The organism is Gordonia sp. UCD-TK1 (genome assembly GCF_001691435.1).
GTDB lineage: Bacteria > Actinomycetota > Actinomycetes > Mycobacteriales > Mycobacteriaceae > Gordonia > Gordonia hongkongensis.
Genome location: NZ_LZMP01000068.1, coordinates 37481 through 51074 on the forward strand (window position 1 = coordinate 37481; position 13594 = coordinate 51074).

12 protein-coding genes are annotated in these 13594 nt (G+C 67.6%); 7 read left to right on the forward strand and 5 right to left on the reverse strand.

What is annotated here, in order from left to right; genetic code table 11:
• The first annotated feature begins 55 nt into the window (after positions 1-55).
• On the forward strand, positions 56-1189 hold the full coding sequence (locus A9310_RS22455) for an amidohydrolase (RefSeq protein WP_065632457.1): 1134 nt from the start codon (positions 56-58) through the stop codon (positions 1187-1189).
• A 4-nt stretch (positions 1190-1193) separates the two neighbouring features.
• On the opposite strand, the gene A9310_RS22460 is transcribed toward A9310_RS22455, so the two are convergent.
• Complete coding sequence (locus A9310_RS22460; RefSeq protein ID WP_065632458.1) at positions 1194-2144, reverse strand: serine/threonine-protein kinase; 951 nt, start codon at positions 2142-2144, stop codon at positions 1194-1196.
• Positions 2145-2191: 47 nt separating this feature from the next.
• Entirely contained in the window at positions 2192-2617 is a 426-nt protein-coding gene (locus A9310_RS22465; RefSeq protein ID WP_058249935.1) for a nitroreductase/quinone reductase family protein, read from the reverse strand.
• Positions 2618-2702: 85 nt separating this feature from the next.
• Here A9310_RS22465 and A9310_RS22470 point away from each other — a divergent pair, with 85 nt between their 5' ends.
• Positions 2703-4067 (forward strand): FAD-binding oxidoreductase, encoded by a 1365-nt coding sequence (locus A9310_RS22470; protein WP_065632459.1) that lies wholly within the window; start codon positions 2703-2705, stop codon positions 4065-4067.
• Here A9310_RS22470 and A9310_RS22475 read toward each other — a convergent pair.
• Positions 4015-5301 carry a diguanylate cyclase gene (locus tag A9310_RS22475; RefSeq protein ID WP_254661320.1) on the reverse strand — a complete coding sequence of 429 codons (1287 nt, stop codon included), beginning with the start codon at positions 5299-5301 and terminating at the stop codon, positions 4015-4017. The genes A9310_RS22470 and A9310_RS22475 overlap by 53 nt on opposite strands.
• A gap of 371 nt (positions 5302-5672) precedes the next feature.
• Between A9310_RS22475 and A9310_RS22480 the strand changes: the two genes are divergently transcribed.
• Positions 5673-6584, forward strand: coding sequence for a LysR family transcriptional regulator (locus A9310_RS22480; RefSeq protein WP_065632460.1), 912 nt, complete (start codon positions 5673-5675; stop codon positions 6582-6584).
• A 17-nt stretch (positions 6585-6601) separates the two neighbouring features.
• Here A9310_RS22480 and A9310_RS22485 read toward each other — a convergent pair whose 3' ends face one another.
• Positions 6602-7393: a glycoside hydrolase family 16 protein gene (locus A9310_RS22485; RefSeq protein WP_223258897.1), complete on the reverse strand. Its 792-nt coding sequence runs from the start codon at positions 7391-7393 to the stop codon at positions 6602-6604.
• Between the two features lie 81 nt (positions 7394-7474).
• On the opposite strand from A9310_RS22485, the gene A9310_RS22490 reads away from it, so the two are divergent.
• Positions 7475-8428, forward strand: coding sequence for a proline dehydrogenase family protein (locus A9310_RS22490; RefSeq protein ID WP_083207505.1), 954 nt, complete (start codon positions 7475-7477; stop codon positions 8426-8428).
• Here the strand turns inward: A9310_RS22490 and A9310_RS22495 are convergent.
• Positions 8403-9002, reverse strand: coding sequence for a TetR-like C-terminal domain-containing protein (locus A9310_RS22495; protein ID WP_065632588.1), 600 nt, complete (start codon positions 9000-9002; stop codon positions 8403-8405). The two genes, A9310_RS22490 and A9310_RS22495, sit on opposite strands and share 26 nt — an antisense overlap.
• Positions 9003-9053: 51 nt before the next feature.
• Between A9310_RS22495 and A9310_RS22500 the strand changes: the two genes are divergently transcribed.
• The 3 genes from A9310_RS22500 to A9310_RS22510 are packed head-to-tail and all read left to right on the forward strand — an operon-like array spanning position 9054 to position 13585.
• On the forward strand, positions 9054-10169 hold the full coding sequence (locus A9310_RS22500; protein WP_065632462.1) for a hypothetical protein: 1116 nt from the start codon (positions 9054-9056) through the stop codon (positions 10167-10169).
• 9 nt (positions 10170-10178) lie between these two features.
• Entirely contained in the window at positions 10179-11216 is a 1038-nt protein-coding gene (locus tag A9310_RS22505) for a TIGR03617 family F420-dependent LLM class oxidoreductase (RefSeq protein ID WP_065632463.1), read from the forward strand.
• On the forward strand, positions 11213-13585 hold the full coding sequence (locus A9310_RS22510; RefSeq protein ID WP_065632464.1) for a PEP/pyruvate-binding domain-containing protein: 2373 nt from the start codon (positions 11213-11215) through the stop codon (positions 13583-13585). The genes A9310_RS22505 and A9310_RS22510 overlap by 4 nt, the downstream gene beginning before the upstream one ends.
• Positions 13586-13594: the final 9 nt, after the last annotated feature.

The following is a 13594-nucleotide window of genomic DNA, read 5'->3' on the forward strand; positions in this document are numbered from 1 at the left end:
ATTCAGGATCCGGCATCCCATGTCGGACAGTGATGAGGTATGGCAAGGTACGGGGATGACGTCCCTCGAAGGGGTCCTCACGGGCATCGTTGATGCCCATGTGCAGCACTGGAACCCGCGGCGCACCCCGTGGGCGGCGACGCGGGCGTCGCGGCTGTACGGGTTCGTCCCCACCTTGGGCGACCGGGTGTTTCCGCTCGTGGTCTCGCGCGCCGACCGCGAGTACATCCTGACCCCGCGCACCGTGGCCCGGGCCTACGAGCCGCGCCAGTACGCCACCGATGCGGCGCTGGTGCCGACCGTGGTGGGGGTACCGATCGACACGGTGGTGCACGTCGAGTCGCATTGGCGCCGCGAGGTCGCCGACGCCGCGGAGCCCCCGGTGGACAGCACCGCCGTCGAGGAGACCCGATATCTCGAGAGCCTGCCGTTCGGCCAGGCCGGTACCCCCCGCCTCGGCGCCGTCATCTCGCACGGCGATCCGCGGACCCGCACGTTCGCGACCATGCTCGACGAACAGTTCGCGGCCTCCCCGCGGTTCCGCGGCATCCGCATCGTCGCGTCCCGACATCCTGATCCGCGAGTCCGCGACGGCGGGGACGCCGACAACCTGCTGTCCTCGACGGCGTTCCTCGAGGGGTTCGCCGAACTCGCGAGCCGCGATCTGGTCTTCGAGGCGTCGGTGTACTCCCATCAGCTGTACGACGTCATCCTGCTGGCCCGGGAGTACCCGGACACGACGATCGTCCTCGACCACTTCGGCATCCCGGCGGGGGTCTTCGGTCCCGTCGGTGTCCGCACCGGCGCGACAGCCGCTGCGCGCGCGGACATCTGGCGATTGTGGCGAGAACGGATGACGACCCTCGCGAACCACCGCAACGTCGTCGTCAAGCTGTCGGGTCTGGCGATGCCGATACTGGGTTACGGTCACGAACGGTGGGGCAACATCGGCGGTCAGGCCACGCTCGCCGAGATGATCGGTCCCTTCGTCGAGCACATCGTCACCCATTTCGGGTCGGACCGCATCATGTTCGGGTCCAATTATCCGATCGACCGGCCCAACGCCGCGGTCGACGTGCTGGTCGGCGCGCTCGTCGACTGTGTGTCCCAGTGGGGTTCGGAGGCTCTGCGGAAGATCTTCCGCGACACCGCTGTTCGTGTCTATACGATCGATGACGCGGCGGGTTGACCGCTCACCGGCCGCGGGGCCACCAGGTCGAGCGTTGCGGCGACTCCGGCACGGGCACGTCCCGCATGAGCCGGGTCAGGATCTCGACGAGGGCGGTGCACGAGGGATACCGGTCCTCCGGTGACTTCGCCAGCGCCTTGGCGAAGATCGAGTTCATCGCCGACGGCAGCCAGGGGCGGCGCCGGGTGAGTTTCGGCGGGTCGTCGTTGAGGTGGGCATAGGTGATCGCGAAAGCGGTGTTCCGCGGATACGGCGGTGTGCCCGTGATGAGTTCGACGAGTGTGCACGCGAATGCGTAGAAATCGGTTGCGGGGGTGAGCTTCTGGGCCTGCAGTAGTTCGGGCGAGGCGTAGCCGATGGAACCCTGCACACGACCGTTGCGCGCGAGTGGACGGGTGTCGTCGAGGAACTGGGCGATCCCGAAGTCCGAGAGGTAGGCGTCGAGGGGTGTACCCACAGATCGCGGGGTGCGGGAGAGGAGGATGTTCGCGGGTTTGACGTCGCGATGCAGGATGTCCTGCGAATGCGCATGATCCAGCGCATCGGCGATCTGCATCGCCACCCGCAGGATGGTGTCCATGTCCGGCTCGTCGCCGCGCTCGGGGACGAGGGCGGTCGCCGCGGGGCCGCCGATGTACTGCATGGTCAGCCACATCGATGGCAGGTGCCGCGGCCCGAGCGACCCGCGCGGCGAGGCGATCTCGCCGTGCTCGATCATGCGCACGATGTGCGGATGGTCGAGCAGCGAAGCGATCCCGAATTCCCGTTCGAAGCGCTCCCGGACCCGCGCGTGGTCGGACGCCTTCGGGTGCAAAACCTTCAGGGCCAGCGGTCCATCGCACGACGGGGCCCCGTCGTCGCCGGTGCGATGGACCCGGAACACATCGGCGCTCGCCCCGCCACCGAGGAAGTCGTCGATGGTGAAGCCGGCCACGCTCTCGCCAACCTCGAACACCCTGCCAGGGTAGTGGCGTTCGCGGGCCGACGGCGGTAACCGCGGGGTCAGCGAGCCGGTGTCAGCCGGAAGATCGGGAACCGGCGGCCCTGCGCGGTCTCGGTGTACTTCAGGAACTGCTCGGATGCCGAGATGAACTTCTGCCACGCGGGTTCCCAGTCGTCACCCTCGACTTCGGTCACCGCGGTGTCGAGCCGTTCGACGCCGTTCTCCGCCGGCGCCTCCACGGCGACCGATTGGGGATGTGCCCGCAGGTTGTGCACCCACGCCGGGGCCTTCGGCGAACCGGCGTACGAGCCGATCACCAGCCAGCTGTCGGCGTCGGGCAGGGCGAACAGGGGACTGATCCGCGGCTCGCCGGACTTGGCGCCCAGCGTGTGCAGGAGCACCAGGTTCTTGCCGAAGCCGGCGGTGTCCACATGCCCGTTGTTGGAGCGGAACTCGTTGATGACGGTCGCGTTGAAATCGTTCACGTCGCTCATTGTCGCGGTGCCCGGCGTTTCCGGCCATGTATCAATCTGAAACCGTGGTCGTTCGGTCTGCGAATACTCTGAACAGATGAGTGCCGACCCGAGTTCGCTGGCCGCTTCCCTTCCCGACGGCATGGTGGTCACCGACGCCGACATCCTCGCCGGCTACCGGCAGGACCGTGCCGCCGATCCGACGGCCGGCACCCCGCTCGCGCTGGTTCGGCCGACCACCACCGCCGAAGTGCAGGACACCGTTCGCTGGTGTGCCGCCAACGGTGTCCCGGTCATCACGCGGGGTGCGGGTACCAGTCTGTCGGGCGGGTCGACGGCGGTCGACGGCGCGATCATGCTGTCCACCGAGAAGATGCGGGACATCGACGTCGACCCGGCGACGCGCACCGCCGTCGTCCAACCCGGACTGTTCAACTCGGAGGTGAAGGCCGCGGCCGCCGCGTCGGGGCTGTGGTATCCGCCGGACCCGTCGTCGTTCGAGATCTGCTCGATCGGCGGGAATGTCGCCACCAACGCGGGCGGACTGTGCTGCGTCAAGTACGGCGTCACCACGGACTACGTCCTGGGCCTGGAGGTGGTGCTGGCCGACGGCCGGGCGGTACGCGTCGGCGGCAAGCAGCTCAAAGACTCCGCGGGCCTGCCGCTGACCAAGCTGTTCGTGGGCAGCGAGGGGCTGCTCGGGATCATCACCGAGGTCACCCTGCGGCTGTTGCCACCGCAAGGCCCCGCGAGCACCGTCGTCGGTGTGTTCGGTTCGGTGCACGACGCCAGCCGAGCGGTGCTGGCGGTGACCGGGGAAATGCGTCCCGCGATGCTCGAGTTCATGGACTCGGTGGCCATCAACGCCGTCGAGGACCTGTTGCGGATGGGCCTCGACCGAGAGGCCGGGGCGCTGCTCGTCGCCCAGTCCGACGCCCCGGGTGCGGCCGGCGCGGCCGAGGTCGAGTTCATCCGGAAGGCGTTCGAGTCCAATGGCGCCGGCGAGGTCTTCGCGACCGACGACCCCGTCGAGGGCGAGGCGTTCACCGCGGCCCGCCGCGCGGCGATCCCGGCGGTGGAGAAGCTGGGATCGTTGCTGCTCGAGGACGTCGGCGTACCGCTGCCCTCGTTGCCCGACCTCATCGACGGTGTCGCCGAGATCGCGGCCGGCAACCGGGTGATGATCTCGGTGATCGCCCACGCCGGCGACGGCAACACGCACCCGCTGATCGTCTTCGACCCCGCCGACGCGGACGAGGCAGAACGCGCGCAGGTCGCCTTCGGTCAGATCATGGACCTCGCGATCGAGTTGGGCGGCACCATCACCGGCGAGCACGGGGTGGGGCGACTGAAGAAGGGCTGGCTGCCCGACCAGGTGGGGCCCGACGTCATGGAACTGACGGCTCGGATCAAGCAGGCTCTCGACCCCGACGGTCTGCTGAACCCGGGCGTGCTGTTGTAGCCGGGCGTCCTCCGGTGGACCGGGAGGCCGCGGTGCGCCCCGCCACCACATAGGTGTCGCGGCCTGCGGCCTTGGCGTCGAAGAGCGCGTGGTCGGCGACGTCGAACTCGTGCCGGATGAAGGCGTCGGCGTCGTCGGCGGACATGTGGCCGCCTGGTGTGGCACCCACGGCGATCCCCAGGCTCATCGTCGCGGTCGCACCACCGGGGATCGTGATGCGCCGCGCGCGGATGCGTTCGGCGAGCGCGCGCACCGAGGTCTCGTCGGCAAGCGTCGCGATCGCGAACTCGTCACCGCCGAGTCGCGCGACGATGGCCTGCTCGTCGGTGGCCCCCTGCAGAATCGCCGCGACCCGCTCCAGGACGTCGTCACCCGTCGCGTGACCGTGTTCGTCGTTGATGGCCTTGAACCGGTCGACATCCGCGGTGACCAAGGCGAACGGTTGAGCGGGGCTCCGACGGAGCATTGTCGTCGTCGCGTAGATGAAGCCGCGACGATTCAGCAATCCGGTGAGCGAATCGGTATTTGCCATGATGAGCTGATGTTTCAGCGATCGCTGGAAATCGGATGTGTAACTGCGATGAAGGGCCGTTGTGCCATTGGTGACGACCAACAATGCGAGGGTGGTGAACAGGACGTTCAACACCGGAGTGCCATCTGCCCACGACATGAGGCCCATCGCGCAGACCGCGATGCTCGAGTAGATCATGTGGGCGTACGCGACCGGGGACCGGACGAAATGCGCCACATATGACCCGATGACAGCGAAGATCAGGGCGCAGAACTGGGCCAGGATGATGTCGGAGATGGCGAGGATCGCAACGGTCAGCACAGCGTCGGCCCATAGGACGAACAGGGTGTTGAACCCCCTTATCGACGACTGCTTGGTCCACCAGATCACGCCGAGGTGGACCCGGCTGACCACGAAAGCCATCGGGATCGTGGTGGCGGCGACGATGCCGAGGGCGATCGAGCGCGGGACGGATCCCTGTGTGCCACTCGGCGTGAAGAGCGCGATCGTACCGAGCGCTCCGCAGACCGCGACCAGTACGGCGATGGTGACGCGGACATGCCATTCGCGCATCCGGACCTGTTTGAGGACGTGATCGGCGTTGTCGTAGAAAAGGTGATGATGGCCGGATATCTCATCGGTGGCCGGCCCGTGGCGAAGAGCCCGGAAACGTGCGGCGGGCCGTTCCTCGTGGTCTCCGCGTTGTCGGTGCTCGATGGCCACGTCCTCTTTCACTCGTGATGCGCGTGACGCGCATGCATGTCGCGACGACGAATCGTCGAACACACGTTACGGAGTTTAGAGGACGATTAAAGATCGTTTCTTCTCGAAATCCGCGATATGACCCAACGGAGCGAAAGATGGAAGAATCGGCAGAATTGCCGTCGATCTGATGCGCGCTGAGACGGTCGTGCCGATCGGGCCCGATCAGCCGCCTCCTGCTGGGGTCCTCCCGTCCCCTCCGCGGGAGGGACCCCAGCAGGTAGTCCGAATGCGATGTGGCCGGCGCGAACCTGGCCTCGCGGAATTCAGCATATTGGCTCGATGGTCAACCTACAATCACATCAATCGGGATAACTGACAGGAGATCGTTGATGAATGGTCCCGGGGAGCCCGGACTACGTGATATCGACCTCCGACGACTGCGAATGTTCGTCGTCGTGATGGAGGCGCCCAGCCTTCGTGTCGCCGCGGATGACCTGTTCATCAGCCAGCAAGCGCTCTCCTCGGCGATCCGCGAACTCGAGCGACACCTGGGGGTGGAGCTCTTCTCGCGGTCGCGCCGAAGCCTCACGCCGACGCCTGCCGGTGAGGCGCTCTACCGTGGTGCAGTGCCGTTGCTGGCCGGTGGCGAACAGCTCGCGACGCAGGTACGACGGGTGGACGCCGGCTCGCCTGCGCCGTTCGTGATCGGTCACGCCCCGGACCTCGCCTCCTCCGAAGTCTTCCGGATCATCGAACCGGTGGTGCTCGCCGACTCGTCGGTGCCGATCACGGTACGACCGGTCTTCGCCGAACTCATTCGCGACGAGTTGCTGTCGGGAGCCATCGACATGGCTCTCGGACGAGGCGTGGCGGCCCCGCCGGACATGGCCACCACCATCGCGACACAACACGAACTGCGTCTGGCGGTGCGTGCCGATCACCCGCTGGCCGCGCACGACCGGGTCGACATGGCCGACCTCGCCGGCTACGAGATCGTCGTCTGGGGTCCCGAGCACGAGTACGAGTACACCGACATCCTCGTCGGCATGTGTCGGCGTGCCGGGTTCGAACCGAAGATCATCCTGTCGACGCTGCTGGGGACGCCCCCGCACACGGCGGTGATCGCACACCCCGACGCGTGCGCATTCGTCACCAATGAACCCGGCTGGATCTACGTCAACCGCATCCGGATCGTCGAGTTCACCGATCCGCCGTTCGCACCCGTCCGCGCGATGTGGTTGCCCAACACCTCGTCGACCCTTCGGCGACAGATACTCGCCGCGGCCGAGAACTCGCTCTGAGGTTCCGGCCGCAGGCCTCAGGCGCCGTCTCGTCTGCTGACCTGCACCGCGGCCACGTCGAAGATCCGCGGGTACCCGATCGTCGAGTCGGGGACGGCGCGGTCCGGGAAGTCGAAGACGCTCAGCATCAACTGCACCGGGTAGTCGATCGACTGGTCGACCGTCTTGACCGGGTGCCCGTCGACGCTGAACACGAGCCGTCCCGGTTCCCAGTCGACGGCGTACTCGTGCAGGTCGGCGAGATCGTGCGGGATCTCGATGACCGAGAAATCGTCGACAATCCGAGGGTCACGGTGCGGATGGACGCCCACCCCGACCGTCCAGGGCTCGCCGGGCCGCGGGCCGAAGATCTCGGCGACGCAGATCTCGCCGGACTCGTCGGGTCGCTCCTCGGTGCCGAGAAGCCAGAACGCCACCATCGACGCCGGATCGCGGATCGCGCGCATGGTCACCTCGAACCGGCCGTGGGCTTGGGCGAAGCGGATCTCCGAGGCGCGATCGGTGGTGACGGTCAATCCGTCGCGGTGGGCGTGCTGACCGACCGGGCTGCCGATCGGACCGGCGCGATGCCCGGTCTGCAGGCTCGAGACCCGCATCCCCGACTCGGACGGCCGCCAGGCGGGCTGGTCGTCGTCGATGCACAGCCGTGAGCGTCCCTCCGATGTGCTCCACCGGGCGGCGGAGTTCTCGGGTGTCGACCAGTGCGGCAGATACGCGGCGATCCACGTCCGGGGGTCGAAACCGTCGCCGGTGAAGTCGTCGTGCAGGGTCGTCGTCAGGCCCATCAGATCCGCGGCGTGTCGGTCCATGGGATTACGGTACAACGACTTTCGAGGGCCACACGCGTAGTGTGTGCTGGTCAGTACGTGCGTGATCAGAGGTGGGATGACTTGGAGACGACAACTGCGGCCGACACTCTCCGGCGATGGGCGCTCGACGAAGAGCTGAAGTCCCGGGTCATGGCCGACCCCGCGCTCGCCGACTGTGCGCGGCGAGTCGCCGACCGCTACACCGCGGGAGAAGATGTCGAGTCCGCGATCCGCGCCGGCGCGCGCGCCGTGGAACGCGGGCACCGGGTGAGCATCGAGTACACGGGCGAGAGCGTTCGCGATGCCGCCGAAGCGGCCGCGGCCACGGACGTGTTCGTGTCCGTCGCCGAACACATCGGCCGGACCGGGCTGCCGTCGACGGTCTCCGGCGATCTGTCGCACATCGGCCTCCTCGTCTCGGAGGAACTGGTGCGCGACAACGCTTCCCGCCTGGCGCAAGCGTGTGCCGCGGTGGACTCGGTTTTCATGATCTCGGCCGAGGGATCGGACCGGGCCGACCAGGTTCTCGAGGTCTACGACTGGCTGTCACAGCGATTCGACAATGTGGGCATCACACTTCAAGCACGGCTCCATCGCTCGGAGGGCGACGTCGAACGCCTCCTCGCGATCGGTGGCCGCATCCGGCTCGTCAAAGGCGCGTTCTACGAATCGGATTCGACCGCGCTGTCGCGAGAGGACCCGGAGTTGCCCCATCGCTACGGACGGCTTGCGCGGCGCATCGTCGAGGGCGGTGGCTCCCTCACACTCGCGACCCACGACGAGGTGCTGCTGACGCGCGTCCTCGACTCGGTCGGCGCCGCCGACGCCCTCGAGGTCGAGATGCTGATGGGTCTCGGAACCGACCTCCTCGATCGGTTGGCGGCGAACGGGCTTGCCACGCGCGAATACTGCATCTTCGGCTCGGAATGGTGGTTGTACGTGCTCAACCGCATCGCCGAAGACCCGACCCGGGTGTTCCAGGCCATCGTCGACCTGGGGCGGGGGACGGTCAGCCCGCCGGCCACCGCTCGGTGATCAGCTCGACCATCTCCTCGACCCAGGCATCGTCGAGCGCGGCGTCGCTGCGGATGAGGATGCGGAAGATCGCGGTGCCCGCGACGACCTCCGCGAGCATCGGCAGCCGGTCGTCGTCACGGCGTTCCTGGCCGAAGCGGGATTCGAAGGCGGTGAGGTCGCCGGCGAGCCGAGCGATCATCTGACTGTGCACCTCGGGTGATGCGACGGTGTCGGCGATCAGGCCGGGGAGTGCGACGCGTACCTCGGGGCGGTTGAACATGGTGCGCACGATCTCGACGAGCGCCCGGATGTCCTGTCGGGCGTCACCTGAACCCGTTGGCGGTTCCAGGGTTTCGGCTGCCAGCACCGCTTCGTGGACGAGTTGGGCCTTGCCGGACCAGCGCCGGTAGATGGCCGCGGTGGTGGTGCCCGCGCGGGCCGCGATCGCCGAGAGGGACAGCGCCGGGTAGCCCGTCTCGAGGATGAGTTCGCGGGTGGCCGCGATGATCGCGGAATCGATCCGCCCGTCGCGGGGCCGTCCGGGCGACGCAGGGTTCGACCTCTTGTGTTCCCTTCGGCCATCTGCTGTCATGAGTCCCAGCATAGTTGCAATACGGTGTGCATCGTATTTATGGGAGGGTCCGTGGAACTCAGTCCACTCGACGAATATCCGATCCATCAGGCCCCGGCGCCGATCACCTGGCCGGCGACCTCCGACCGGAACTTCTACGACCGTTCGTACTTCAACGTCCTCGACCGCGAGGGCCGGTTCATGGCGCTGACCGGCATCGGCTACTACCCGCGGCTCGGGGTCAAGGACGCCTACTTCGTCGTCCGGCGCGGCGACACCCAGACCGCGGTGCACCTGAGCGACGCCATCGACGACGACCGCCTGCGGCAGAACGTCAACGGCTACCGCCTGGATGTGCTGGAGCCGTTGCAGGAACTACATCTGACGCTGGCCGAGACCGAGGGGATCTCCGCCGATCTGACCTGGCGCGGTCTCTTCCCCGCGGCGCTGGAGAAGCCGCACGACATGCTCACCGAACGGCGGGTCACCCTGCAGGCGTGCCGGTTTGCGCAAGTGGGCAGCTGGCAGGGATGGATCGATGTCGACGGGGAGCGGTTGACGGTCGAGCACGACACCAGCGTGGCGAGTCGTGACCGGTCGTGGGGCATCCGCCCCGTCGGTGAGTCCGAACCCGCGGGCCGGCCCGACACCGCCTTCCGCGGTATGTGGTGGCTGTACCTGCCGTTGGCCTTCGACGACTTCCAGTTGTTCCTGATCCTGCAAGAGGATCCCGACGGTCATCGCAGTCTCTACGACTGCACGCGGCGCTGGCGGGACGGCCGCGTCGAGCAACTCGACGGTGTGCGCGTCGCCATCGACTACACGCCGGGCACACGGATCCCCCGGGGCGCGCACGTCGAGTTCCTGACCCGTGCCGGTGACCGGGTGGTCCTCGATGTCGAGTCGAAACTGTTCGCTCCCATTGCGTTCGGATCGGGGTACGGCGGCGACTCGTCGTGGGGACACGGCACATGGAAAGACGGACCGTTCGCCGAACGCGTCAGCTTCGACCTCACCGACCCGGAGGTGATGGCGCGGGCGCCCTTCAGTCTGATCGACCACGTCGGGTCGGCCGTCTGTACCGAACCGGACGGCACCGTCCGGCATGGTGCCGGATTGTTCGAGCACGGCGTCATCGGTCCCCATCATCCGTCGGGTTTCTCCGACTGGACCGATGTGATCGGCTAGGACATCGACATGAAGATCATGACGGCGTTGTTCGATCCGGTCGGAGCGGTCGATCGCGCGCGGGCGTTGCAGGAGGCCGGCGCGTCGGGGGTGTTCACCTTCGAAGGTCCGCACGACGTGTTCACGCCGCTCGCGCTCGCGACAGCGGTCGACGGGCTCGACATCATGTCGAATGTGGCGATCGCGCTCCCGCGCAACCCGATTCAACTCGCCCACCAGGCCAACGACCTGCAGCTGCTCAGCGAGGGCCGATTCATTCTCGGACTCGGTACCCAGGTGCGCGCCCAGATCGAGAAGCGATACGGCGCCGAATTCGACCGTCCTGTGGAGCGGATGAAGGAGATGGTCGGTGCCCTGCGGGCCATTTTCGCCACCTGGAACGACGGTGAGCGTCTGGACTTCCGGGGCGAGTATCACCGGCACACCCTGATGACGCCGACCTTCGTACCCGGCCCGAATCCCTACGGGCCGCCGCCGATCTACCTGGGCGCGTTGGGCCCTCGACTCACCCGTGCCACCGCCGAAGTCGCGGACGGTCTGCTGGTGATGCCGTTCGGGTCGAAGCGGTTCCTGCACGGCACGACGCTGCCCGCCGTGCGGGCCGGCCTCGCGGCCGCCGGTCGTGGCGAGAACGACTTCGAGGTGGTGCCGGAGATCATCGTCTCGGTCGCCGGAAGCGGAGCGAGCGGGCCGAATGTGACGGTCGCGAAAGACCGCGACGCCGACCACGCCTCGACGCGAATGCTGTTGGCGTTCTACGGTTCCACTCCGGCATACCGGCCGGTCCTCGATGCGCACGGGTGGGGAGACCTGCAGCCGGAACTCAACGCGATGTCCAAGCAGGGCCGCTGGCAGGAGATGGCCGGACTCATCGACGACGAGATCCTCCACACCATCGCCGCCTGCGGCACTCCGGCCGAGATCGCCTCACACATCCGCGACCGCGTCGACGGTGTGTCCGACCGCATCTGCCTCTATCAACCGGGACCCATCGGTGTGGAACCGCTGGCCGAGATCGTCGACTCCCTCGCCGGTGACGCGAGATGAGCGCGAAGACAGTCGAATTCGAGGAGATCGCCGACGACCGGTACGGCGGCAAGGCGGCCGGACTCGCACGTCTGCGGCGCCTGGGTCTCCCGGTGCCGCCCGGGTATGTGATTGCCGGCGTGTCGGGGGTGTCCGACGCTGCGACAGCACGATTCGACGAGATGGACGCCGCCGGATGGACACCAGTGGCGGTCCGGTCCTCGGCCGTGGGGGAGGACGGGGACGACCAGTCCTTCGCCGGACAGTACGACACCGTGCTGGGGGTCGATTCGGTCGACGACTTCGTCGCCGCGGTCCGCGCCTGCGCCGACTCCGTGCACTCGCGACGTGCGTCGTCATATTCTGGAAACGGCGCGGCCACCATGAATGTGGTGGTCCAGCGGATGGTCGATGCGCGCGCCGCGGGCGTGGTGTTCACCGCGGACCCGGTCTCAGGTCGGCGGGACCTGACGGTGATCGACGTCGTTTCCGGACTCGGCGAGGCGCTCGTTGACGGGACGGTTGCTCCCGATCACGTCGTGCTCGATGCCGACGGAACCGCGGTGGTCAACGAAACTGTTGCGGCGCCGGTTCTGTCGCCGGTCGAGATCGCGGCGATCCAGTCCGGCGCCCGCCGGGCCGAGCAGGAGTGGGGCCGGCCGATGGACCTCGAATGGGCCATCGACAAATCCGGTGAACTCTGGTGGTTGCAGGCTCGGCCGATCACCACGCTGCCCGGTGACCTGAACGAGATGGACTCGCCGCTGGCCGGCGCCGACCATGTGTACACACGATGCAACATCGGCGAGATGATGCCGGGCGCGTTCTGTCCGCTGACCGCATCGGTCTCCGGATTCGCGATCGACTACGCGATGCAGATGGTGCAGGTGGTCGCCCGGGCACAGGAGCGATACGAGAAGCCCTGGCTGCAGGTGGGTTACTTCTACGGGCACATGTTCCTGAACCTGACCGAGGGCACGGCACTGAGTTCCGGCATCCTCGGGAACTCGCTGGAACAGTTCTCGACCTCGATCTGCGGGCGGGTCATCGACGAACTCGAACCCAAGCCGCCACAACCGTTCCGGCGCAAGCTCGGGAACACCATCCGGCTGACCTCGCACGCGCTGTCGGTCGGTCCGGCCATCCGTCGACTGCCCGGTGAGATCGCCGGGTTCGCGGTGCCGACGAGCCGCGACCCCCGGGTCGTATGGGAGGAGCTGGAAGCCGGGGTCGCCCAGTACTGCGATGTCACCCTCATCCATGTGCGGTCGTCCTCACGCGCTGCCGTCGCGGCTAATGTGCTCGAGAGCGTGCTGGTCCGGCGGGCGGAGAAGGACGGCCGCACCGAGGACGACGGCAAGGCCGAGGCCGCCCGGCTGATGGCCGGCGCCTCGGAGGTGGAAAGCGCGCTGATGCTCGTCGAACTCGACGCGGTGGTTCGGGCCATCGCCACCGACCCCGCGGTCGCCGACGCGTTCCTCGATGCACCGCCCGACGATGCGGCCACGACGTTGCAGTCGTCCGACGGAAGTGCCGGCTCGGCCCTGCGGAGATTCCTCGAGCGCCACGGACATCGCGGGTACCGCGAACTGTGCATGCGCGACCCGTCCTGGGCCGATGACCCCGGTGGTCTGGGGGCGATGATGCAGGTGATGCTGCGGTCGGTCGGGACCCGGACCGTCGCGCGACCTGACCGTGCGCCCGCCGACCCGCACCCCGCTCGGGCGATCCGAGTCCTGGCCCGGTTGGCGCAAGGCGGTGCGCGCGGGCGGGAGGAGACGAAGTCGCGGATGGCGCTGATGGCCCATCGGCTCAAACGAGGTTACCGGCACCTCGGCGAGGTGTTGGTCGAGACCGGGCGGCTTCCCGACGCCGATCTCGTCTTCTTCTTCGACCGTGCGGAGCTGCAACGGATCGTCGGCGCCGGCGACGTCACCGACCTCGTCGAGAGTGCGCGGAAGCGTCGAGAAGCGTTGTCGTACCAGGATCGGCTCGAGTTCGACGATGTGTCGGTCGGCCGCCCGTCCCCGCGCGTCGTGGCTCCTGAGCGGAATGTCGGCGATGGCCGGATCGTGGGTCGACCGGCGGGCCGGGGAACCGTCGAAGGCGTGGTGCGCGTGGCGAAGTCGATCGTGGAGGCGCGTGATGTCCAGCGCGGTGAGATCCTCGTGGCACCTGTCACCGACGTCGGCTGGACGCCGTACTTCACCGTCATCGGTGCACTGGTCACCGACATCGGCAGTTCGGTCTCGCACGGTGCGGTGGTCGCCCGCGAGTACGGACTGCCGTGCGTCGTGAACACCCTGGTGGGCACCCAGGTGTTGCGGACGGGAGACCGCGTGCGGGTCGATGGAGATCGCGGGATCGTCGAACGGCTCGAGGCGAGCTGAACCGGTTGA